This window comes from Levilactobacillus tongjiangensis (assembly GCF_003946345.1).
Taxonomy (GTDB): Bacteria; Bacillota; Bacilli; order Lactobacillales; family Lactobacillaceae; genus Levilactobacillus; species Levilactobacillus tongjiangensis.
Genome location: NZ_RHNY01000005.1, coordinates 19383 through 41863, shown reverse-complemented (window position 1 = coordinate 41863; position 22481 = coordinate 19383). Strand labels below are relative to the sequence as shown.

General features: G+C 48.2%; 18 protein-coding genes, 1 tRNA gene and 1 pseudogene. 16 read left to right on the top strand and 4 right to left on the bottom strand.

The genetic code is table 11. The features are described from left to right. The first annotated feature begins 44 nt into the window (after positions 1-44). The 4 genes from EKM75_RS03760 to EKM75_RS03745 all read left to right on the top strand — a co-directional run bounded on the left by EKM75_RS03760 (position 45) and on the right by EKM75_RS03745 (position 2987). Positions 45-117 (top strand) — tRNA-Arg (locus tag EKM75_RS03760). 393 nt (positions 118-510) lie between these two features. Then, positions 511-774, top strand: a complete 264-nt coding sequence (locus tag EKM75_RS03755) for a hypothetical protein (RefSeq protein WP_125692272.1) — start codon at positions 511-513, stop codon at positions 772-774. Positions 775-1020: 246 nt separating this feature from the next. After that, a complete protein-coding gene (locus EKM75_RS03750; RefSeq protein ID WP_125692270.1) occupies positions 1021-1473 on the top strand; it encodes a universal stress protein in 453 nt (150 codons plus the stop codon). A 158-nt stretch (positions 1474-1631) separates the two neighbouring features. After that, positions 1632-2987, top strand: a complete 1356-nt coding sequence (locus EKM75_RS03745; RefSeq protein ID WP_125692268.1) for a gluconate:H+ symporter — start codon at positions 1632-1634, stop codon at positions 2985-2987. A gap of 204 nt (positions 2988-3191) precedes the next feature. Here the strand turns inward: EKM75_RS03745 and EKM75_RS03740 are convergent, their stop codons facing one another. Continuing rightward, the gene (locus tag EKM75_RS03740) at positions 3192-4133 is read right to left on the bottom strand and encodes a glycosyltransferase family 2 protein (RefSeq protein ID WP_125692266.1); all 942 of its coding nucleotides are present in this window, start codon (positions 4131-4133) and stop codon (positions 3192-3194) included. A gap of 440 nt (positions 4134-4573) precedes the next feature. Here EKM75_RS03740 and wecB point away from each other — a divergent pair, with 440 nt between their 5' ends. From wecB to EKM75_RS03725, 3 genes are read left to right on the top strand one after another with little or no spacing between them, the layout of a single operon-like run. Continuing rightward, the gene (gene wecB / locus EKM75_RS03735) at positions 4574-5707 is read left to right on the top strand and encodes a non-hydrolyzing UDP-N-acetylglucosamine 2-epimerase (RefSeq protein ID WP_125692264.1); all 1134 of its coding nucleotides are present in this window, start codon (positions 4574-4576) and stop codon (positions 5705-5707) included. Further along, positions 5700-6557 (top strand): nuclease-related domain-containing protein, encoded by an 858-nt coding sequence (locus tag EKM75_RS03730; protein ID WP_125683708.1) that lies wholly within the window; start codon positions 5700-5702, stop codon positions 6555-6557. Before wecB ends, EKM75_RS03730 begins: the two co-directional genes overlap by 8 nt. A 21-nt stretch (positions 6558-6578) precedes the next feature. Then, positions 6579-7517 carry a YihY/virulence factor BrkB family protein gene (locus EKM75_RS03725; RefSeq protein ID WP_125692261.1) on the top strand — a complete coding sequence of 313 codons (939 nt, stop codon included), beginning with the start codon at positions 6579-6581 and terminating at the stop codon, positions 7515-7517. Positions 7518-7598: 81 nt separating this feature from the next. Here the strand turns inward: EKM75_RS03725 and EKM75_RS03720 are convergent, their stop codons facing one another. Next, positions 7599-8060 carry a flavodoxin gene (locus EKM75_RS03720; protein ID WP_125692259.1) on the bottom strand — a complete coding sequence of 154 codons (462 nt, stop codon included), beginning with the start codon at positions 8058-8060 and terminating at the stop codon, positions 7599-7601. 180 nt (positions 8061-8240) lie between these two features. Between EKM75_RS03720 and recX the strand changes: the two genes are divergently transcribed. After that, positions 8241-9041, top strand: a complete 801-nt coding sequence (gene recX / locus EKM75_RS03715; protein ID WP_125692256.1) for a recombination regulator RecX — start codon at positions 8241-8243, stop codon at positions 9039-9041. Between the two features lie 30 nt (positions 9042-9071). Further along, the gene (locus EKM75_RS03710; protein WP_125692254.1) at positions 9072-10253 is read left to right on the top strand and encodes a serine hydrolase domain-containing protein; all 1182 of its coding nucleotides are present in this window, start codon (positions 9072-9074) and stop codon (positions 10251-10253) included. A gap of 1136 nt (positions 10254-11389) precedes the next feature. On the opposite strand, the pseudogene EKM75_RS03705 reads toward EKM75_RS03710, so the two are convergent. After that, a pseudogene (locus tag EKM75_RS03705) lies at positions 11390-11635 on the bottom strand (YdeI/OmpD-associated family protein). A gap of 165 nt (positions 11636-11800) precedes the next feature. On the opposite strand from EKM75_RS03705, the gene ntdP reads away from it, so the two are divergent. The 5 genes from ntdP to EKM75_RS03680 all read left to right on the top strand — a co-directional run bounded on the left by ntdP (position 11801) and on the right by EKM75_RS03680 (position 17200). Next, positions 11801-12358, top strand: a complete 558-nt coding sequence (gene ntdP, locus EKM75_RS03700; RefSeq protein ID WP_125692252.1) for a nucleoside tri-diphosphate phosphatase — start codon at positions 11801-11803, stop codon at positions 12356-12358. A gap of 167 nt (positions 12359-12525) precedes the next feature. Next, positions 12526-13668 carry an AI-2E family transporter gene (locus EKM75_RS03695; RefSeq protein WP_125692250.1) on the top strand — a complete coding sequence of 381 codons (1143 nt, stop codon included), beginning with the start codon at positions 12526-12528 and terminating at the stop codon, positions 13666-13668. A gap of 125 nt (positions 13669-13793) precedes the next feature. Then, positions 13794-14210 carry a glycerol-3-phosphate cytidylyltransferase gene (tagD, locus tag EKM75_RS03690; protein WP_125683723.1) on the top strand — a complete coding sequence of 139 codons (417 nt, stop codon included), beginning with the start codon at positions 13794-13796 and terminating at the stop codon, positions 14208-14210. A 66-nt stretch (positions 14211-14276) separates the two neighbouring features. Beyond that, entirely contained in the window at positions 14277-15161 is an 885-nt protein-coding gene (locus tag EKM75_RS03685) for a hypothetical protein (protein ID WP_125692248.1), read from the top strand. A 14-nt stretch (positions 15162-15175) separates the two neighbouring features. Beyond that, positions 15176-17200: a CDP-glycerol glycerophosphotransferase family protein gene (locus tag EKM75_RS03680; protein WP_125692247.1), complete on the top strand. Its 2025-nt coding sequence runs from the start codon at positions 15176-15178 to the stop codon at positions 17198-17200. 288 nt (positions 17201-17488) lie between these two features. Here the strand turns inward: EKM75_RS03680 and EKM75_RS03675 are convergent, their stop codons facing one another. Then, positions 17489-18040, bottom strand: a complete 552-nt coding sequence (locus tag EKM75_RS03675; RefSeq protein ID WP_125692245.1) for a hypothetical protein — start codon at positions 18038-18040, stop codon at positions 17489-17491. A gap of 171 nt (positions 18041-18211) precedes the next feature. Here EKM75_RS03675 and EKM75_RS03670 point away from each other — a divergent pair, with 171 nt between their 5' ends. After that, positions 18212-19789 carry a peptide chain release factor 3 gene (locus tag EKM75_RS03670; RefSeq protein ID WP_125692243.1) on the top strand — a complete coding sequence of 526 codons (1578 nt, stop codon included), beginning with the start codon at positions 18212-18214 and terminating at the stop codon, positions 19787-19789. A gap of 303 nt (positions 19790-20092) precedes the next feature. After that, entirely contained in the window at positions 20093-22219 is a 2127-nt protein-coding gene (locus tag EKM75_RS03665; RefSeq protein ID WP_125692241.1) for a lectin-like domain-containing protein, read from the top strand. Positions 22220-22481 lie beyond the last annotated feature (262 nt).

Sequence of the window (22481 nt, the reverse complement as noted above, 5' to 3'; positions counted from 1 at the left end):
ACAATTAAAAAGATCCGTGTCAGAATAAATTACGGATCTTTTATGGCCCTATAGCACAACTGGATAGGGCACTCGCCTCCTAAGCGAATGATCCCGGTTCGAGTCCGGGTGGGGCCAATTATAAAGAGTGTAAAATCAGGCGGTTAGCTAGTGAGCATTAACGTCGTTAGCGTAGCGACCCGAACTTGGGTCGTTGGGCTAACGGGGTTAAGCGGAGCTAGCTGCCTGATTTTGCACGTTTCAGCAACGGTCACGGGAAAAATCCTGTGACCGTTTTTACATACCACCAATTAACAACCCCACCACCGGTTTACCAACATAATAAGTTGGAACCTATTGTGAGATTATTACTAATAGGAAGAGATTTGCCAAATAGGTGACTCAAAAAAGGTTGAGAATAGTTTGAGATTGCTATTTAAGGGGAATCTTCGTCATAAATTCAATCCCTCACAAATACGGCTTGGCAAGTCACCTAATCTCCCGTATTCTAGACTTAGAGGAGGGGAGTTAATGTTTCGAAAATCGATGCGAGATGCCTGGGGATTGTTTGGCTTGGGTATTGGGCTTGAAATTGTCTTTTTACCGCTAACACTTTTATTTCACCGTAAGATTCAGGCCTGGGAGTTACTCAAGGACTGGTGGCAGGGGCCGGATAAGTTGGCAACGTTGACCCTGGTAGTGGCGGTTGTTTTGGGGTGCTGGTTGGTTACAACGCTGGTGATTTATGGTTTCCGCTGGTTGAACGCTAAGTTACGTGAACATGATGTTTACTAACAAGTATCAGTACTGCTAAATTAGTCTAAGGTGGTCGCACGTCAGAGGTCGGGGAGGTAGCCAGCTATGGGTTCAGCAGCAGACCAAGGTGGTAGACTCGGGCCTTTCAAGTTAGCCCGTTGCCAGCCCGTAGCTGGCGGAAGGCATGATATAACTCAGCTTTAAAAGCTTTCAATTGTTCGGACTCCCCATGGGGACTGTTTTCATCTATAATGGGGGTAGTCAAACAAGGAGGATGATTTTTCGATGGATAACGTTGAATCAATGAACCCTAAGAAATTTACGCGCATCTTGGTCGGGGTCGATGACTCTCCTGATGCGCAGTTGGCTTTTCGGTACGCAATGAACCGAGCCAAGTTTGACAACGCTGAACTGGTGATCTGTTCAGTGTTGGAATCGGATAACATGAATATCTACCAGGCGTTGAGCAAGGATTACGTTCACGGTCAACGTTCGGACTTACAAAAGCATTTACAACAGTATCAAAACTTGGCAGAACGTTTTGGTATTACTAAGGTAAAATTTGTGATCGGTGAAGGGGACCCCGGGGAAACTATTGTGAAAAAGATTATTCCTGAGGTGCAACCAGACCTGTTAGTCATTGGGTCGCTGTCCCAATCCGGCGTTCGCAAGTACTTTGGGAGTCAGGCTGCCTACATGGCAAAATATTCTCCAATCTCTGTGATGATTGTCAGATAGCGTTTTCACGACTGTTTTCACGCATGAATTGTAAATAACATTCAATTGCCCCCTTGCAAGTTGAAAATATTTTTCATACAATGGTTCTTATGCGAAAGAGTTGAATCGACTGCGGCAGGTCGTTCATCAGAATTAAGCATAAGAAAAGAGAGAGAAAAATGCAGTTCGTGATTTTGTTATTAGGTATTTTACTGTTGCTCTTCTTAATCATTCGAGTAAAGTTAAACACCTTCGTATCACTGATCGTTACCTCAATTTTGGTAGCGCTTGGATTAGGCATGAACCCCGCAAATATTGCGGAGTCAATCAAAAACGGTATTGGGAGCTCCATGGGCGAACTGATTATCGTTTTTGGTTTTGGTGCCATGATTGGTCGGTTAGTGTCCGATGCTGGTGGATCTTACCGGATTGCCCGGACACTGATTAAGATTTTTGGGAAGCGTCGTCTCCAAGTTGCCATTGTGGTGGCTTCCTTCCTGATTGGGATTTCCCTGTTATTTGAAGTGGGGCTGGTATTGGTTACGCCAATCGTCTTCGCGGTTGCGCTTGAAGCCGATGTACCGTTCCTTTATCTAGGGATTTCAATGGCCGCCGCGTTATCAGCTACACAAGGATTCTTACCACCACAACCATCACCAACTGCCGTTGCGACCGCTTTGGGCGCCAACGTTGGTGAGATGTTGATGGTCGGAGTCATCGTGGCTATTCCGTGTGTGATTGTCGCTGGTCCTATCTGGACGCGTGTCATTCGGCGGTTCAATCCCGGCTTGTTCGTCGTTAAGAAGTCCTTACCCGCCTTTGGTGAAGTGAAGGAATTTGATTTGAAGGAAACGCCAGGCTTTGGTCTGTCCGTCTTCACATCATTATTCCCAGTTGTCTTCATGATTTTGGCAACGATTTATCAAATGGCCGTTAATGGGGGGGCTGCGCCGAAGAATCCACATGGTTTAGACGCTGTCATCACGATGCTGGGGAATCCAGTGATTGCCATGGTGATTGCCTTACTCTTTGCCATCTGGTCCATGGGTTTCCATCGTGGTCGGACCATGAAGGAAATCAGTGGGACGCTGGAAGACGCTATCAAGTCGATTGCCATGTTATTGATGGTTATCGCCGGTGGGTCTGCTTTTAAGCAAGTCTTAATCGACGGTGGTGTGGGGAAGGCTGTGCAACAGTTAATGATGCACTCCAGTTTCTCACCAATCCTATTGGCTTGGTTAATTACTGTTATCTTACGGATCTCATTGGGTTCTGCGACGGTATCTGGGATGACGGCCTCCGGGTTGATCACACCATTGATGCACACGTTGGGGGCTGACCCTGTCATGATTGCCCTGGCAATCGGTGCCGGTTCGTTGGCTGCTTCTCACGTGAACGATGCTGGTTTCTGGATGTTCTCTGAATACTTTGACCTGAGCGTTAAGCAAACGTTCCAGGTTTGGACAACATTGGAAACGGTCATCTCGGTGGTCGGACTGTTGATGGTCTTACTGATGAACCTCATTATTCACTAAACTATTTAAATTTCGGGTTCGAGACAATTGTCTCGGACCTTTTTTGTACGCTGAACGTCTATCGTCGCAACGTGTACAGAGGGCAGTTAATGCCGCTCAACCTCGCTAGACGGGCAATTCACGACCGGGACTAATTGGTCGCCTATTTTGAAGCAAAAGAAAAGGACCCACAACACTCTGCGAGCATTCGGGTCCAGGTAAGTCTTATTTTTCTTCGCGCACAATGTATTGTGGGCGGTGCTTTGTTTCTAGGTAAATCTTACTGATATATTGACCTAATATCCCCAGGCAGAATAATTGAATCCCACCGACTAATAAGAGGATAACGACGAGTGATGGCCAGCCGGCGACTGAACCCCCAACGGTGAGGGCGCGGACAATGACAAAAATCAAGCCAATGATCGACAAGATGAATGAAATACTGCCGACCCAGGTGGCCAAGCGAAGCGGCGCATTGGAAAAATCAATGATACCTTCGATTGAGTAAGAGAATAATTGCTTCAAACTCCAATGAGTTGTTCCAGCAGCACGTGGTTGGCTTTCATAGGCTAGGTAAGTCGTCTTGTAGCCGACCCAGCTGAAGATTCCCTTTGAGAACCGATTGAACTCAGGCAATGAGAGCACGGTATCAACAAATTGGCGAGTCATCAAGCGATAGTCCCGGGCGTTTGGTTCGATCCGCACGTCCGAAATCTTATTGATAACACTATAGAAACTCGTTGATAGGAAGGCCCGCAGCTTACTTTGGCCACGACGTTCCTTTTGAATGGTCCCAACACAGTCGTACCCATCGTTTTCGATTAACGCGAGCATCTTTGGTAATAACTCAGGTGGATCTTGTAAGTCGACATCCATGACTGCCACCACGTCCCCGGTCGTGGCTTGAAGTCCGGCAGCGAGAGCCGACTCTTTCCCAAAGTTGCGAGAGAACGATCGAAAGTGGATCGTGTCAGGATACTTTTGGTGTAACTCTTTCATTTCGTTTAAGGTGTGGTCACTCGACCCATCATCCACAAAAATGTATTCCGGCGTTACCGTCGGTGTAGGGGTGTTCATTGAATCGATCACCTTGCTAACGGTTCGGTAAAATAAGGGAATTGACTCCTCCTCGTTATAGCAAGGAACGACCAGACTAAGCTTTTTCATCACAGACATTCCTTTCACACAACGTTACTATCTTACCTCAATTATTGGGGGCTTACCATGACAATTCCTTTAAATTTGTGCGACGATGAGTCACATGCTCGGCCAGCTGAAAGCGTTGATACCACTAGCGACGGCCTTGGAAGCGGAAACGTCTTACCCGGCAAATTACTTGCGCTGCGAATGAACGGCCGAACTTCGCGAATGGTCGTGGCATTAAAGCAGTGTAAAAGTGAGGGCTGTTTTGACTGAAGCGGCCCACAGCAAACGCCACTGCCACTGCTGACCACTATAGGCGGCCAGCTTAAACCATTCATCACCTGAGTCTAGGGTAAAAATTTTTTCTTCAGTTTAGCACATTTGCCGGTAAAATTCGTATTTAATATCATGAAGGCAGGGCTTCTGCTATAATTGACCTAATCAACACCACTGGAGGAAGAATTGTGACGAAACCAATTAAAGTTATGACGGTGTTTGGTACCCGTCCGGAAGCCATTAAGATGGCACCAATCATCCTAGAAATGCAACAACGTCCCGCCGAGTTCACCCCGATTACGGCCGTTACGGCGCAACACCGGGAGATGCTGGACCAGGTGCTTGATATCTTTAAAATTAAACCAGATTATGATTTAAATATCATGCGGCCTAAGCAGTCGTTGAGCCAAATCACGACGCGGGTGCTCACCAAACTGGATGCGGTCATCGAGGACGCGCAACCAGATATCGTCCTAGTCCACGGAGACACGACCACGACTTTTGCGGCCAGTGTTAGTGCCTTCTATCATCAAACCATGTTAGGCCACGTCGAGGCAGGGTTACGGACTTGGGATAAGTATTCACCCTATCCTGAGGAAATGAACCGGCAACTAACGGATGTGTTGAGTGACCTGTACTTTGCACCAACCCAGCTGTCCCGGCAGAACCTGTTAAAGCAGGCTCACGCTGACGATCATATCTTTGTCACGGGGAATACTGCCATTGACGCGCTCAAACAGACGGTCGATGCGGACTATCATCATGCCGTTTTGGATCAAGTCGATCCTGACCGTCGCTTGATTTTATTGACGATGCATCGGCGGGAAAATCAAGGTGCACCGATGCACGCGGTGCTAAAGGCTGTTCGCCGCGTGGTTGAGGCACACCCTGATGTTGAAGTGATTTATCCAGTTCACTTGAGTCCCGCTGTTCAGAGCGTGGCCCACGAGGAATTAGATGGGATGGATCGGATTCATTTGATTGATCCGTTGGACGTAATTGATTTCCACAACATTGCCGCACGGAGTTTCCTGATTATGACCGATTCAGGTGGGGTTCAAGAAGAAGCCCCTTCGTTGAACAAACCGGTATTGGTCCTCAGAGACAGTACGGAACGGCCAGAGGGTGTTGAGAATGGCACCTTGAAGTTGGTAGGTACCGACCCAGAACGGGTCACAACGGCTATGGAAAGCCTGTTGTCCGACCAAGCAGCTTATGATCGAATGGCCCAAGCCGAGAATCCTTACGGCGACGGTCACGCTTCAGAACGGATTTTGGCAGCTATCCAAGCTGCCATCAATGGAGGCAATGCGAATGGCTGAGACGGCGTATGACCGGGCCGAAATTAAGACCACTGAGCAATTATCTGAAATTATGCGGGATATTCATCAAGCCGCAAAAAAGAAGAATGAACGCTTTGACTACAAAATTTTAAGAAACGTTCACTTTGCTAATAAGGTCAAAAATCCTGTGACGCAGGAAATGAACGAGGGTGATTCCTGGCGGGTCATGCAGATTGATAATCTGTTAGTGACGTCATTTGGGGTCATTAACGTGGAAAGTAAGTATTGGCGCGGCATGATTTTCCATGACTTGTCGGAAGAAATTTTTTCGTCCAGTTTGGATGATTTTTCGGCGGTCAATTTGTCCAGTCGCGAAAAGGAAAAAGAGACAACGAAGATGCTGACTGGTCGCCTCGACCGGTTTTTCCTGCCAAACTTGTCAGAAGAGAACGAATCCCTGACCCAGGGGTACACAATGAGCCTTGAGCAGGAAGGGCGGGGACAGCGATCGATTACGTTGCATACGGGAATCAGTAACCCAGCTACCCAGTCGGAGCTTTCTTCCAAGCTGTTGGTGCGTTACATTAACAGTGAAATCACGATGCATAAGAAACTAGAAAATAAGAATGAACGAATTATCGACTTTGTTAAGCCATTAGTGTATTACAACTACTACGACCGGTATGATCACAGTAACTCACTGGTCGTCGGCAATAAGACAAAGCTCAATCCCAATGATGCGTACAATTGTACGGCCGTCGGTAACTATCAAGACCTGGCGACCTTCATCGAATCATTCCGGCAGGCTAAGCGCGTTCGCTTTAGTCGCAAGACGCTGGAAAAAATGATCAGCACACTTAAGTTCGCTGAGGATTACGGGTCATTCTAAAGCGAAAGGGGGCCGAAAACAGTGGCCATTCAATGGCGCAAGCGCGCAACACAAGTTACGCAAGTGATTAAAACCATCAGCAAGCACTACACAATGGCCAACGTTTCCGACTCGGCTGTCGTGCTGGCTTACTATACCCTCTTGTCGTTATTCCCAGCGTTACTGGTCCTAGCGAGCCTGTTACCGTACCTCGATATTCAGACGGATACGGTCCTAAATAGTATTGAACCGCTGATGCCGGAGAGAATCTTCGACATGATGGAACCCATTATTCACTCCTTCCTCAACAATCGAAGTGGGGGGGTGCTGTCCATTGGGGTCATCATCTCTATTTGGTCGTCCTCACGGGCAGTAGCTGCGTTTCAACGAACGGTCAACAGTGCCTACGGGGTTGCGAAAAATCAAAACGGAATCGTCAATCGAATCGTGGCGTTTTTCTGGATGGTTGTCCTGATTGCGCTAATGTTTGTGTTAATGATCTTCTTTAGTTTTGGTCAGATTGTTTTGGAACAATTGACGCCATTACTACACTTACCCACGGCAATCTTAGATTATGTCAACGGATTGAAGTGGCCACTGACCTTTTTCGTGGTGTTTGTGGTCCTCATGATTCTATTCTACTTTGTGCCTAGCGCTAAATTAAAGTGGCGGTTCGTGTGGCCGGGAGCCCTAGTGGCGACGGTAGGCTGGTTATTGCTATCGCAAGCCTTCTCACTTTACGTTAAGTACTTCGTCCACAATATCGATAGCTACAAAACGATTGGAACGTTTATTTTCTTGATGTTTTGGTTAGATTTTACGGGCCTAATTTTGATGTTCGGGGCGGTACTGAATGCTGCCATTCAAGAACTCATTGTTGGGGCGATTCAGGAACAAAAGTCGTTGGCATTACCCAATTTGCTTAAGTATCGGCGGTACCGATTGAAGAAGAATGGCGTGCGGCCCAAGATTAAAAAATAGGAACTTTAACAGTTTAAACAAAACGACTCACAGTGACCTGTATCAAGGCAGGTCGCTGTGAGTCGTTTCTGGTTGGTTGATTTAATCCGCGTGACCCTGTCGGTAGGTGTTGACCAGCTGAGTTGCAAATAAATCGAGTTGGTCAATAGCTGCTTGATCGGGTTCAAGATTGATCTTGACGCCGGTGGCACCACTAGTGGCGTGGGTCTGTTGAAAGGCCGCTTCAAAGTGGTCAACGGTGGTGTTGTAGTACTTGCCATAGAACGTGTCTCCCGACCCAGCGACGCCATAAATTTTGCCCTTAAGGTCTAACGTTTGCAGATCCTCGTAGAAGTCGACCCCCTCATCGGGCAGGGATCCTTCGTCGTAGGTGTACGCACAAACGACACAGATGTCAGCTTGTTTGAACTCTGCGGCATCAGTCTGAGAGATTTCGGTTTCTTTGACCTGACAGCCCAGTTCTTCTAACTTTTCCGTGACGATGTCTGCCACGTCCTCATTGTTGCCGGTGATGGTGGCAAAGACTACGTGTGCTGTTACCAAATCAGACCACTCCTTCAAGTTGCTTAGTTGTGCTAATTATAGCAGGACATCGTCAACGCGAAAAGTTAATTGGCTAACTAATCTGGTTGTTCGCTTTCCCCGAGCACCTGAGAACTGGTAGAATAATTGCAAGAACAGCCACAAGTTGTTCGGCGAAATTTCTAAAAGGATGTGACATTAATGGCCGTCATTACCATGATTGAAGCTCAAAAACGTAGCGGCCGTTATAACGTCTACGTTGACGGAGAATATGCTTTTCCAGTGAGTGAGAGCGTACTGATTGATTTCAGTCTATTTAAAGGCATGGAAGTCGATAAGGAATTAGAAGCTCAACTAGTCGATGCTGATAACGTTGCGAAGGCCTATAACCGGGCGTTAGATTACCTCTCTAAACAGTTACGAACCGAAAAAGAGGTCAGGGACAAGTTGGCCGACTTGGAAGTGCCACCAGAAACCATTGATTTAACCCTGCAGAAGTTACGGGAATTGGTTTTGGTCGATGATGCTCATTACGCCGCCAGCTACGTGCGGACCGTGATGCACACCGGGGATAAGGGCCCACGAGTGATTCGCCAGCACCTACGTCAAAAAGGCGTGGGTGAAAAAGGCATTGACGATGCGTTGACCCTTTATACACCAGAGGAACGCCTTGCCGTGGGGACGGCAGTAGCTGAGAAGCTGGCGAAACGGTATCACCGTCAGGCGTTTGGAACCCAGCAACAAAAGATTCGTCAGGGGTTGCTGACGCGAGGGTTTGACAACGATGATGCCAGTAAGATGCTGGCTACGTTAGATTTGAAACCCGATGTTGATCAGCAACATGATCTTCTGGTGAAGCAGGGGGAAAAGTTGTGGCACCGTTACCGCACGTTGAGTCATTCTGAACGTCAATATAAGACCAAGCAGGCACTGTACCGAAAGGGTTTCAACCTGGATGACATTAGCGCATGGCTTGCTGATTTAGGGGAATCGGCCGATTAGTTGAGAATAAGAGTAAGGGGGGAGCTTGCAATGAGGAGACAAACGATGGGGGCAGTTATCGCGTTGGGGCTGGTATTAGGACTTGGTGGGGGTCTCGCATGGTGGTTCAGTGGTCAAACCAATTCGGACGCCCAGCCGGAGTCATCGAGCAGTTCAGTCGTACAGCCGGTCAAACCGAAGCCACAACCGAAGAAGGTCGTGCCCCCAAAGAAAGTCGTGCCCAAGCAAACGGCGGCAAGTCGGGAAATTGATACCATCTTGCGTGCTAATCGGTTTGTGGGGACGGCGTTGGTGATGCATCAGAACAAGGTGATCTACCAAAAAGGGTTTGGCTATGCTGATGCCAATCAGAAAAAGAAGAATGGTGTTAACAGCATTTACCAGTTGGCATCCGTACAGAAGTCCTTTACGGCTGGGCTGATCATGAAGCTGGCTGCTGCTAACAAACTGTCGCTCAATGACAATTTGGCCAAATACTACCCGCAAATTAGGGGCGCTAATCTGATTACGTTGCGGGATATGCTGGATATGAAGAGCGGCCTGACGTTGACCGCCTTTCCGGACAGTTTGAACTCGGAACGAGGGATGGTCCGCTTTATCCTGCGTAACGTCATCAGCAATCCCAAGGCAATAGGTAAGTGGGACTACTCACCGGTTAATTTTATGCTTTTGGCAGGGATTATTGAAAAGGTTACCGGACAGAGTTACCGCCAATACTTCACGGAAAACATCATTCAGCCGTGGCATCTGACCCATACGGGCTTCGTCTTTCGGATGGACCAACGGCGGACGTATTCACAGGGGTATCAGAATAACAATGCGGCTGACGTGGGGACAAACTACGACTCAGCCTATCCGGAGTCCCGGGCATCCATGTTTTATCAGTTTGGGACGGGGCAGGTTTACATGTCGGCGCATGATTTATTTGTTGGTGAACGGAACATGTTGTTAGGTAAGCTATATCCCCAAAATGATGTCAACACGTTGCTGGCACCGGGGTCTTCCTCCATGTATGGTGGTGGGGCCTACGTGTACCCGAACTACATTCGGGTACACGGGCTGGCTTACGGGTATGAAGCGGCCGGTTTGGTCAGCAAGGATGGACAGGACGGTGTGATTCTTCTGACCAACTACTACCGGGCCAACCAACTGGCCCAAACGTCTGCCATTTCCATTTGGAACCTGCTTGAAGCGGGGCAATTGAACAGTTAACGGTTGGGTTTAGACATTACAATTCAGTGGTTAGCGGTGATTGTCGCACGCAGGAGGCCAGGCATTCCGCCTGCTATGGGGACGCTTCAGCCGAAGGACGGGCTTCTCGCTCGATTTGAAGCCACGAAGACCACGTGTCTCCAAAGTCGCCCGTGCTGTAAGCTGGTAAGATCACCAGCAAACACCACCGCCACAGCTGGCTACATCCTTGGCCTCCTCCAGCTTTGATTATGTTTTAACGCATTCAGTGGTCTTACACGTGCTATTTATAATAGTTGACTGATAGCAAGTCAGTTGGTAGCGAAATACTATATGGGTTGAGAGTCGCCAGCTATGAGGTCGGGCGTATTCGGCTCGTTCCAGCCCATAGTTGAAAGCCGATAAGGTGGATGGCTACACTAAATTTACCTACTTGTACGATAATATCGTTGGTATAGCAAGTTTAAATGGTCTTTAAAAGTTTTCAGATAGTCGTGAAAAAGCCTCGACGGTTAGCTTGTGACTTGCTAACCGTCGAGGTTTTTGAGTGTTAACTAAAGGTTGAAAGTATTGAAACACCCACTATGCCTGATACAACCAGGAGTGGGTCAGACATAGTAAAAAATTGCCGTCTTACCATTTGCCAAATTTGGACCGGAACGCGGTGGGAAGGACGGGACAAGTCAAAGGGTAGTCTTGACCCTCGCTTGAAGCGGTAAAACACGTCTTCAAGCTGCCATTTTCAAGAAAATCACTTGAAAATCCCACGGCTGAGTCCAAAGTTGACTCACTCTCGGCTACCTAGTGGCGCACCAATAATATTGAGCAAGTGCTGTTATTCAAGCATGTACGCTAGCTTAGTCTCCAAGGACCCGTTTAACCGGAGGGGGTCAGAGGTGGAGCCTGCTGTGTCGACGGTGTTAGCCGATTTTCGGCTTACAGCGTGGGACGTGTTTGGAGACTGGCGGTTTTTCCAGGCTTCAAACCGAGCCGAAGGACCGTTTCTCAGGCCGCAGGCGTTCCCCACGGCAGGCGGAATCTCTGACCGCTGCATGTGGCTGGGTAAGACTAGTTTTAAGCCGATAACGTCCTACTATTCTTGGCTTGGTAACAGTTTTTAAATTTTCAACCTTTAGGTATTAATCCGAGGGGGTTCCTTATTTATGGGGTCGGCTGCCGTAAGCCCGTTTGGATTTGTAACCAGCTGCTAAGATCAACCGCATATCAGCGATGTGGCGTTGCTGGGTAGCCGCGGCCTTGGCGCCAAATACGTAGCGGGCCCATTCACGTTGATAGCCAATTGTGAGGTTATTGAAGAAGGTCGTTAACTAGTCATCATCCGCTAAAAGTTCGGCAACCTGGGGGATCATTGGTTCAAAACTGCTAAGTGGTGCTTGTGCCATAATTGATTCACCTCGTTAATTCACTTAAGTTTACCGTAAGTTCAGCTGTTACCCAAGGAATTTGTCGACCAGAATCGGTCTGAACCTATTCAAAGGGGCTCGAATCTGGTATAATGTTGAGTGAATTTTTATAGTTACCCGTTACTTAGAAAGTAGGGTTTATACATGACGCGCGAAGCTAGAGGACCTAAGGAAGGCGACTTCATTACGATCAAAAGCTACAAGCACGACGGAAGTTTGCATCGAACTTGGCGCGACACTATGGTACTCAAAACAAGCGAGAACGCCCTCATCGGCGTCAACGACCACACGTTGGTCACTGAAGACGATGGTCGGCGGTGGGTGACACGTGAGCCCGCAATCGTTTATTTTCATAAGCATTATTGGTTCAACATTGTTGCGATGATTCGAGACAATGGGGTGTCTTATTACTGTAATTTGGCTTCCCCATACGTTTTGGATAAAGAGGCACTTAAATACATTGATTATGATCTCGACGTGAAGGTCTTTCCGGATGGTGAAAAACGCCTACTCGACGTTGACGAGTATGAGGATTTTAGCCAACGGTGGAACTACGGTGAAGAGACGGACCGCATCTTGAAGGCCAACGTCTTGACGCTTGTCGATTGGATCAATCATCATAAGGGGCCTTTTTCCCAAGCCTATGTCGACCTTTGGTATCAACGGTATCAGGAGCTACTACGGCGCTCGAATGATCAGTAAGAGTTGTCTTCCGTACCACCAGGAGCAAGTCCATTCGTGGCTCGCTCCTTTTTTTAAAAATAATGCCAGTGCTGGTCAGTGACCACGTTGCTGAACGTTGTGACGAATACATAAGAAATAATCTAGCTGTTTGACCGTTAGCATCTATGCTTGAAAGGACTTTGCCCATGAAGTGGTTTGCCAACTCGCGTTTAATGTTTTGGTCCGTTGAATTACTGATTGTCGCGGCATTGATCTGGGTCTGTACCCAAATCAGCTTTCTCTTTTCACCAATTGGCGTCTTTCTCTCGACTATCTTTGCACCCATGCTGTTGTCTGGCGTATTGTTCTATCTCCTGAATCCAATCGTTCGGCTCCTGGAGAAGGTTCGGTGGCGGCGATTTCACATTAATCGGACCGGCGCGGTTGCTATCGTCTTTTTACTCTTAGTGGCGGTACTTGTTGCTGGGGGTATGTGGATTGTTCCCCGTTTGGTTACTCAGGTAACGAACCTGATTGGCAACATCCCTGATTTTGCCAAATCCAGCGAAGCAGTTTTTTCAAATCTGATGAAGCAGCCGCTATTTAAGGATGTTGATTTCTCCAAATACTTGACCCAGTTGCAGAGCGCGTTGTCTAAGTACGCTGAGAGCTTCATGAGCGGCTTAACAACCGGAATTGGGACAATCATTGGCACCGTGACGACAGTGACCGTCACGGCCGTTACAGTGCCTGTGATGCTGTTTTACATGTTGAAGGATGGCGAACGGTTCATGCCAGCAGTTCGCCGGTGGTTGCCAGCTAAACACGCGGATCAAACAGCAGAGCTGTTGAGCCGGATGAACGCCACGATTGCCCGGTACGTAGGCGGGCAGATTCTCGAATGCTTATTCGTCGGGACGTTTACGGCGATTGGCTACATGGTGATCGGTGAACGGTACGCGCTGTTGCTAGGCGTATTTGGCGGACTCTGTAACTTGATTCCGTATGTGGGGCCGTACATCGGGATTCTCCCGGCACTCATTGTGGCTTTTACCATCAGTACGAATATGGTCTTGTACGTGATTATTGTGGTGATTGTGGTGCAACAGATCGATGGTAATTTGGTTTATCCGAACATTATTGGCCGGTCCCTCCAGATTCACCCTCTGACCATTATTATCATTTTGCTAGCGGCTGGGAACATAGCTGGGTTGCTAGGAATGATTCTAGCGGTGCCACTGTATGCGGTAGTTAAGACGGTCGTTCAGTACATTTACAGTATTTGGCGGTTGGAACATCCCGATAAACCGGCGGCAGAATTACCGGTCAACTTCTCAAGAAAAGACTAACGTTTGTGGTTTGAAGTTGACGTCACGGCTCAATATGCTACTATTTAGTTTGTTATTGGAATTTTAGCGAAAACCTCCGACGAGAGCGTTCGGAGAGATTAACCAGATAAAGTAGGAGATTCTACATGAAAAAAGTAATTACTTATGGAACGTTCGACTTATTACACAAGGGTCATATCCGGCTGCTCAAGCGGGCTAAAGCCTTAGGTGACGATTTAACCGTTTGCGTTTCTTCCGACGAATTTAACGCCGAGAAGGGTAAGCGCGCTTACACGTCTTACGAAGACCGTAAGTATATCTTGGAAGCCATCAAGTACGTTGACCACGTGATTCCTGAAACCACGTGGGACCAAAAGATTCGCGACGTGCAAGAAAATGATATTGATATCTTCGTCATGGGTGACGACTGGAAAGGGAAGTTCGACTTCTTGAAGGATTACTGTGAAGTTGTTTACTTACCACGGACGGAAGGCATCTCCACGACTAAAATTAAGCACGACCTTGGCTTGACAGAGGAAGAAGACTGGCAGGAAAAGGAATAGTGTTGGTGATGATCCTTAGTCGTAGACTAGGGATTTTTTCTTGGAGCGCGTAATGGAGGCAGACGAATGCAACAGATTATTTTTCTAGTGACGTCCTTGAACGGGATGCACAAACCTAATTTCTCAAAGCAACTTTTGCAGGCCTTAGCTCGCGGAGCGCGGGTGAGTGTGATGGTCGCGTTGATTGATTTTGACGCTTCCTGGTTGGTTCGGGAATACTTGAATCGGTTGGCCAAGAAGCATCGGCAGGTAGCGGACGTTGAGCTGGTAACGTTAGCAGATATGTTCCGTCACGAGTCGGGCCTCAAGCTGACCAGCGATGAACGGAACGCACCTGATTTAACTAGCTTCGATGAACGCCTGTTTGCGGACGACCAACAACAGGTTAAACGTTACTTAAATGAAGGTCACTTGGTTGCCGAGCTTCGTCAACTGGATGATGAAACCCCAATGGTTTTGCGTCAATATCAGGCCGATCAGTTAGTTCAGACGGATACATATGGTTTGGACGGCCAAGTGGTGGCCATTGAAAAGGTCGTTGACGAGGTTGCTCAGACAAGCTACATTCTCAATGAACAGGGAGAAGCGGTCTTGCGCTTCGTTCGTCATGAACGGCCAGTTGAACAGGTTTATAATTTGAGTACAAACTCTGTCATGACGGCTGTTGAATTTTCTGGTGCCAAGCAGAATGCAGAACAGGCCAATATGACACAACGCCAAAAGGAAAAAGTGGCAGCAGAAGCCATCGACCACACATCGATCATCAGTACGACTGAAACGTACTATGGTGTCTTGGCCTACTCCAACTACCGTCGATTCGCAGACGTTTATGCCTTTTACCAGGCGGTCTTGAGTCGCTTGTTGACGTCAGACACGCAATTGTACGTGGACCTTGCTGCCAACGCAGCGTTCTCTCCACAGATGCCGAACCAGTTGATTTTTAATTACTAAGGAGTTTTTCCATCGTGCGTGCGATTTTATCTGGATTACATCATAAGAAAAATAAACAGGAACTCGAACTTGAATTGATCGACGTCCCAGAACCATTCGATGACTTAGCGGTCACCTTCTTGGAAAAGCAGACCCAGGCCTCCATCACGTTTCCTATCAGCAAGGTTGTCAGTGCTGAAGTAGTTCGAATTCGCGTGGATGCCAACGACTTGCAGTTTGCTCAGGAAGGGCAGAGTGAGTTTAGTTGGGAGTTGTACCTTAATTTGCAGCAACAGCATACGCGGGGCCTTATTCAGGTGGAAAGTGAATACCTGAGTGACCGCCATCAACTGTCCCTAACCAGCTTCTATCAGGTGAACAGTGATGCCAACGGAATGGCGTTATTCAATATGCATACGCAACAGGCTAAATCTGATTTCACCATTAATGCAATCAACTTGCAGGACGATCAGTTGCAGGTCATTGGCCGCAGTCGCTTGAACAACCAACCCATTGAAAATCAACGGTTAGTTTTAAAGAATACGCAGCAGGATAGTTCTGCAGAGTGGCCCATCACCAAGATGGGAATTCATGGATTATTCACCGCTGCCATTCCATTATCTGATTTAGCAGCGAACACGACCCAGCAACTGTTCATCCGGTCGACCGTTGATGGTGAAGACCTGGAACAGCGGGTTGTGTTAGCTAAGTCACTAGCAGGTCAAGTCACGCAAGCCATTACGAGCAGTCACCGCTTAGTGATTTTGGAGAAGCGGTATGACAACGGGATTCGTGTGCAGGAGATGGCTGCGCCTACGTTACCACAGCGTTTGGCTAATGTGCCCGGCAAAGTGGGTGGCGTCACGCGGCTGTTGTCCATGCTGATGGATAAGGCGAACTTGTTTCGGATGCGGCGGTTGTTTAAGCGTGGTCACCGACCATACGATCAACCAACGATTATCTTTGAAAGTTTTGGTGGGCGTCAGGTTAGTGATTCCCCATACGCAATCTATCGGTTGTTTACACAACTCTATCCGGGTTTCACTTTTGTCTGGTCGATCGACCGGGTTCAGAAGAAATTCTGTAAGGAAAATGGAATTCCGTTTGTTATTCGCCGGACCTCAAAGTGGGTCAGGACGCTGGAAAAATCGAGTTTCTGGATCAGCAATGCCCGCTTCCCATCCTGGGTACGTAAGCCCAATTACGTGACGTACATTCAGACTTGGCACGGAACACCGCTGAAAAAGCTGGGACTGGACATCGAAAATGTGTCGATGCCTGGCACCACAACGGCCAAGTACCACGCCAACTTTGTACGTGAAGCTAACCGGTGGGATGCCCTGGTTTCGCCTAACGACTACTCCACGAAGATTTTCCGGTCCGCCTTTGGGTTCAACAACCAGATTCTTAAGGTTGGTTATCCACGCAACGACGAACTGATCAACAGTACGCCGGACGATGTAGTGGCTTTAAAGGAACAACTGGGAATTCCATTGGACAAGAAGGTCGTGCTTTATGCGCCAACTTATCGGGATAACCAGTTTGCTGAGAAGGGGAAGTACACGTTTGAGTTGCCGTTCTCCCTGGATGAATTCCGGGAACGATTTGGCCAGGACGCGGTTTTGGTTTTACGGATGCACTACTTGATCAGTAATGCGTTGGACATTAGTGGGTACGAAGGGGTCGTCTTTGATTTCTCCAACCATCCCAACATTTCCGACCTTTACTTAGTCAGTGACATGTTGATCACCGACTACTCATCCGTGTTCTTCGACTTCGCTTACCTTAAGCGGCCAATTCTGTTCTACCCGTACGACTATCACATGTACAAGGATGAACTGCGGGGCTTCTACCTCGATTACGAGAAGGACTTACCGGGTGAAATCGCTCACGACGAAAGCCAGTTGCTCGACTTGGTGGCTGCCAAGCTGCAGACACCAGACATGAGTGATAATACTAAATTCATGGACTTCTATCGTCGCTTCTGTGCCATTGATGACGGGTTGAGTTCCCTGAAGATTGTGAACTACGTCGTTCAACAAATTGAGAAGAATAGCTAAACTCGTTTATACGAAAAGAGAGTGGGGACCAAAGGCGGTTAGTCAGTGAGCGTTAACGTCGATAGGCGAATAATCCCGGTCTTGGATTGTTTGTCTATCGGGGTTAAGCGGAGCTGACTGCCTTTAGTTGCATGTTTCAGCTATATCCGTTCAGAGCGCAAAATGGGTCAAGGACTGTTGTCCTTGACCCATTTCTTGTCTTTCGGTTTACTTTGCTAAACAGTGTGCTTACTGGTTGATTGTCTTTGGTCCCACGCTACTTCTTCAGATTCAATTGGTCGGCAGGTCTTAGTGATAGGTCACAACTTTATCGTAGGCGTGTTTCGTTAGTCGTTGTTGGGTACTAGCGGAATCCGTCAACTGCGCAAAATAGTGATGTAAGATTTGCCGGTAATTGTGGCGAACTAGCTGGACGTCCGGCTGCTTGACCTGTGTCAGCTGATGCTGGGCGGTTTCAGCAAGTCTGACGGAAGACTTCGGTTGCTTTAAATTCTTGATCAGGTAGGTCACATTTTTGCTGGCCTTCTTAGCTTGGGGACTGACCGGCTGATTGGTCGTCCGGCTGCTGGCCAAGGAAGCGTGCATATTATTGGTCAGGCTGGTAATCTCGTAGTATTGATCCTTCTTGACCTGAAAATTGTCATAGCTCTTGAAGAGGAGTGTGCTGAGCAATGCCGCAATGACTACTAATCCTGCACCACAGAGAATGACACTCATCATTGGTCGCAAGGGCTTCCGTTGGCTCCTAGCAACTAGGAGTGCAATCAGGGCACCCACCACTACGATGGCGCCTAGAATAAAGAGTGCTTGTATTAAAAAGGCTTCGGTACTCGCCGACATAGTTTCACCCGTTTCTAAATAAACTTCATTGTATTATCATACCACGAAAAGTGGCTCGGCCCAACAAACAGTGAATTGTGCCGCTAAATGTGTTAAAATCAAAGCGCTGTGTAAAATTGAAAATCACTGGATAAACTTAAAAACGAAAATAAAATTTTGTGAGGAAAAAATATGAACGAAAAAGAATTAGCATCAGCGGTCGCTAAGCGCCGAACTTTTGCCATCATCTCTCACCCCGATGCCGGGAAGACGACGATTACTGAGCAACTCCTGCTGTTCGGAGGCGTTGTCCGGGAAGCCGGTACCGTTAAGGCCCGGAAGAGTGGAAACTTCGCCAAGTCTGACTGGATGGAAATTGAACAGAAGCGGGGTATCTCGGTCACGAGTTCCGTGATGCAGTTCAACTACCAAGGCAAGCGTATCAACATTTTGGATACCCCAGGACATGAGGATTTTTCTGAAGATACGTACCGGACGTTGATGGCGGTTGACTCCGCGGTCATGGTGATTGACTCCGCTAAGGGGATCGAACCACAAACTAAGAAATTGTTCCAAATCTGTAAGATGCGGGGAATTCCGATCTTCACTTTCATGAACAAGCTGGACCGAGATGGTCGGGATCCGATGGACCTGATTGCTGAACTTGAAGATGTCTTAGGCATTGAAGGCTATCCCATGAACTGGCCAATCGGGATGGGTCGTGAATTAAAGGGCCTCTATGACCGTTACCACCAACGCGTGGCTTTATTCCGTCCGGACGATGAGGACCATCAATACTTGCCATTAAATGATGAGGGTGACCTCGTTGAACCAAATGACTTACAGGATGACGGGTGGTACCAAGATGCTCGTGATAACATGGAATTGATCGGTGAAGCTGGTAACCAATTCGATGAAGCCAAAATTGCCAGTGGGGATCAAACACCCGTCTTCTTTGGGTCAGCGTTGGCAAACTTTGGTGTTAAGACGTTCCTAGAAACTTATCTCCAGTATGCCCCACAACCAGCCTCTCATCACACTGAAGAGGATACGGATGTGGCGCCAACCGATTCAGAGTTCTCTGGGTTTGTCTTTAAAATCCAAGCAAACATGAATCCCAATCACCGTGACCGGATTGCTTTCGTCCGGGTATGCTCCGGAGAGTTTGACCGTGGCATGGACGTGATGCAGGAACGGACTGGGAAAAAATTACGGCTTTCCAACGTGACCGAGTTTATGGCGGATACCCGTGAGAACGTGGAAAAGGCCGTTGCTGGGGATATCATTGGCCTCTACGATACGGGGAATTTCCAAATTGGGGATGCCATTTATACTGGTAAGAACAAGATCAAGTTTGAAAAGCTGCCACAGTTTACGCCTGAACTCTTCGTGCGGGTCGCAGCTAAGAACGTGATGAAGCAGAAGTCCTTCCATAAGGGAATCAATCAACTGGTGCAAGAGGGGGCCGTGCAACTTTACACCTCCTACTCAACTGGCGATTACATTCTGGGTGCCGTGGGGCAGCTGCAGTTTGAAGTCTTCCAATTCCGGATGCAAAATGAGTACAACTCAGAAGTTATCATGGAACCAATGGGCAAGAAGACGGCCCGGTGGATCAACCCCGACCAACTGGATGAACGGATGTCTTCATCCCGGAACCTGTTGGTGAAGGACAACAATGGCGAGCCACTGTTCCTCTTCGAAAACCAATTTGCTGAACGTTGGTTCAAGGATAAGTATCCTGACGTTGAACTGACGGCCAAACTTTAATTAGAGATTAAGTGTCTAAGAGGACACCATTTAAACTAGCAGCAACAAAATGGTTCTGGAAATCTGATCAAGATTTCTGGAACCATTTTTGCGTACCGTGGCGAATGCGTGTAAGTGTTGGCTGGTCGCTATTAACAATGGCGTTACGGATTATTTACATAACCGGTCAAGTTTCGAATGGCTATCTACGAGAATTGGCAAAAAAACTTGTTATAAATAAAATCGTGCTAAACTATTTGCAGAATCATTATGGGGGCACACCATTGCTGCCCACAATTTCAGGGGTAGAGAGGAGCGATTGCGATGACAGTCAGAAAATGGTGGGGGCTGTTAATTGGTGTTGGGGTACTGGCAATGACGGGGGTGGTGGCGCAGGCAGACGCAGATTTCGATCAAGCGCTACGAAGCGCTCCCCAGGGCATTTCCTTGGATAATATCTTCACCCCAGGGACGACTAGTAATAATCAGGCTGCGGTGGTGGGAACGACTAACCCAGCAATTACTGGGACTCAGGCGGCTAAGGTCACCAACGGTAAGAAGCAGTTTGGAGCCCTCTGGTCGACGGCGGATAATTTTTTTCACCTGGATCAAAATCAATCGGCCTCAATGTGGCTCTACTTCGGGAATACTGGGAAGAAGGCAGCTGACGGGATGGCATTGGTTTTTCAAAATGATCGCCGTGGCTTAGCTGCGACGCCCAGCTTTGGTAAGACGGTCTCCGGAGAAACGCTAGGTGTATGGGGCGTTGATACGGATAAAAAGCAAACGACCTCGGAGAAGTTGGCCCAGTCAGCCATTCAAAATAGTTGGGCGTTGGAGTTTGATACGCATCTGAATACGTCAACCAATTACGGCAACGCTGGGGATGCCGATTCATTTGACCTTGGCTTGAAGGGCCCCCACATTGCCAGTAATTATCCGGGTGATCAGGATACCTATGAGATGCAACGGACTTCTACCTGGTTGCCAGTTTATAGCGTTGGTTATTACGCCACTCAGACCCACAATGGGGTGATCAACGGTGATTACACGTTGTTAGCCAACGGCTCCTGGCATCATTTAAGCTTGGACTGGCAGGCAAATACGCAGCAGATGACCTACACGTTTGATGATAAGAACCCCATTACTGGGACGGACCAAGTTGGTCATTCCGCCACTGTACAACTGGATCGCAAAAAAATCGATCCCGACAACAGCGGTCAGATTCGCTGGGGATTTACCGGGGCTACGGGAGACAGCTATGAGAATAACCTGGTGGTGTTCGAAGAAGTTCCGGGACTCGTTGACGCCGAGGCAGAAGCAACCCTTACGAATATGACAGCTGGTAAAACGCTGACGGATGATGACGTTCTGAAGAGTCGGGATGCATTTAAACTGACGTATCAGTTGTCCTACGTTGCTGGTAAGCAGTCGTGGAAGGATGTGATTGCCGAGCTGAATTTACCGCAAAACCTCACGTATGAGCGAGCGACTATCACCTATGCTGACGGATCTAGTAATCAGATTTCATTGGTAGGACTGAGCGGGCAAACGCTTAGCTATCAATTAACCAAAGCACTGTCTGATAAAAATGCAAGCGCTACCATTTCTCTGACCGGAGTGGCGGCCGACGTTGAGGTACCGACACCTGTCCCAGCCGTTGGTAGTGCCTTTAAGGCAGTCAATGGGGTGGTCACGGCGACTACCCCAGCGGTGATCATTAATCCAAAATTCGAGCTGCATTTGCTATCGCTTTCTGGTAATAGCCAGACGGTGAAACCGGGGGTCGATGGTCGGGTGAACGCGCAGGTGGTCATTCCGGATGGCGTTCACTTGGAGAATACAGATATCACGGTTCATCCGCAACTTAATGGGACTGCGCTGACAGACTTTCAGATACCTGCGGGCACGGACAACTCAAGCGGTCAGTTTACGATGACGGTTCCAGCAAAATTGTTAAAGGCGGGGGACAATCGGTTGACGCTCACGGTGGAGGATCCCTATGGTAATGTCTCCAACACGTTGACCCATACGCTGACAGTATCCCGTCAGTTGGTCTTTCAGTCCGTCGCGGAAGCCAGTACTTTTCGCGACGTCACGCTGACGGGGGAGAGTCAACGCATCAAACGGTCCGGGGACTGGCGGGTCCAGGTCTTGGATACCCGCGAGGCTGGTGCTAAATGGGTGGTTCAGGTGACCAGCACACCATTTCAAACAGCCAATGGCAGGCGTTTGGCTGGGAAACTGTCCTACTACGATGCTAACGGACCAACTGTCATCAATGAGGTGCCAGTCACTGTGGGTCAAGGAACGGCAGCCGATACGGACGTGGTGACCGATGTGGCTGCTGACTGGAGTGAAGACCAGGGCTTATTATTAGAAATCAATAGTGGGGCGGCAGAAGGAACCTATGAAGGAACCATGACATGGACGTTAAATGACGTCCCTTAGACTAGGGCAAACGAAGTGAACGGAAAGATAAATGGGTGGCGTCAATCCATTATTGCCACGTATCTGGGCTGCTAAATTGGTCGCACTCCGGTGGTCAGAGATTCAGCCTGCTAGGGGACGCCTCAGCCAAAGGGCGGGCTGCTCGCGCGATTTGAAGCCATGAAGCATCCGTGTCTCCAAAGTCGCCTGTGGTTTAACGTAATAAATGCTGAGAATCTCACGTACACAATTTTTTACAGGTTTATGGAGCATTTTTTGTTGG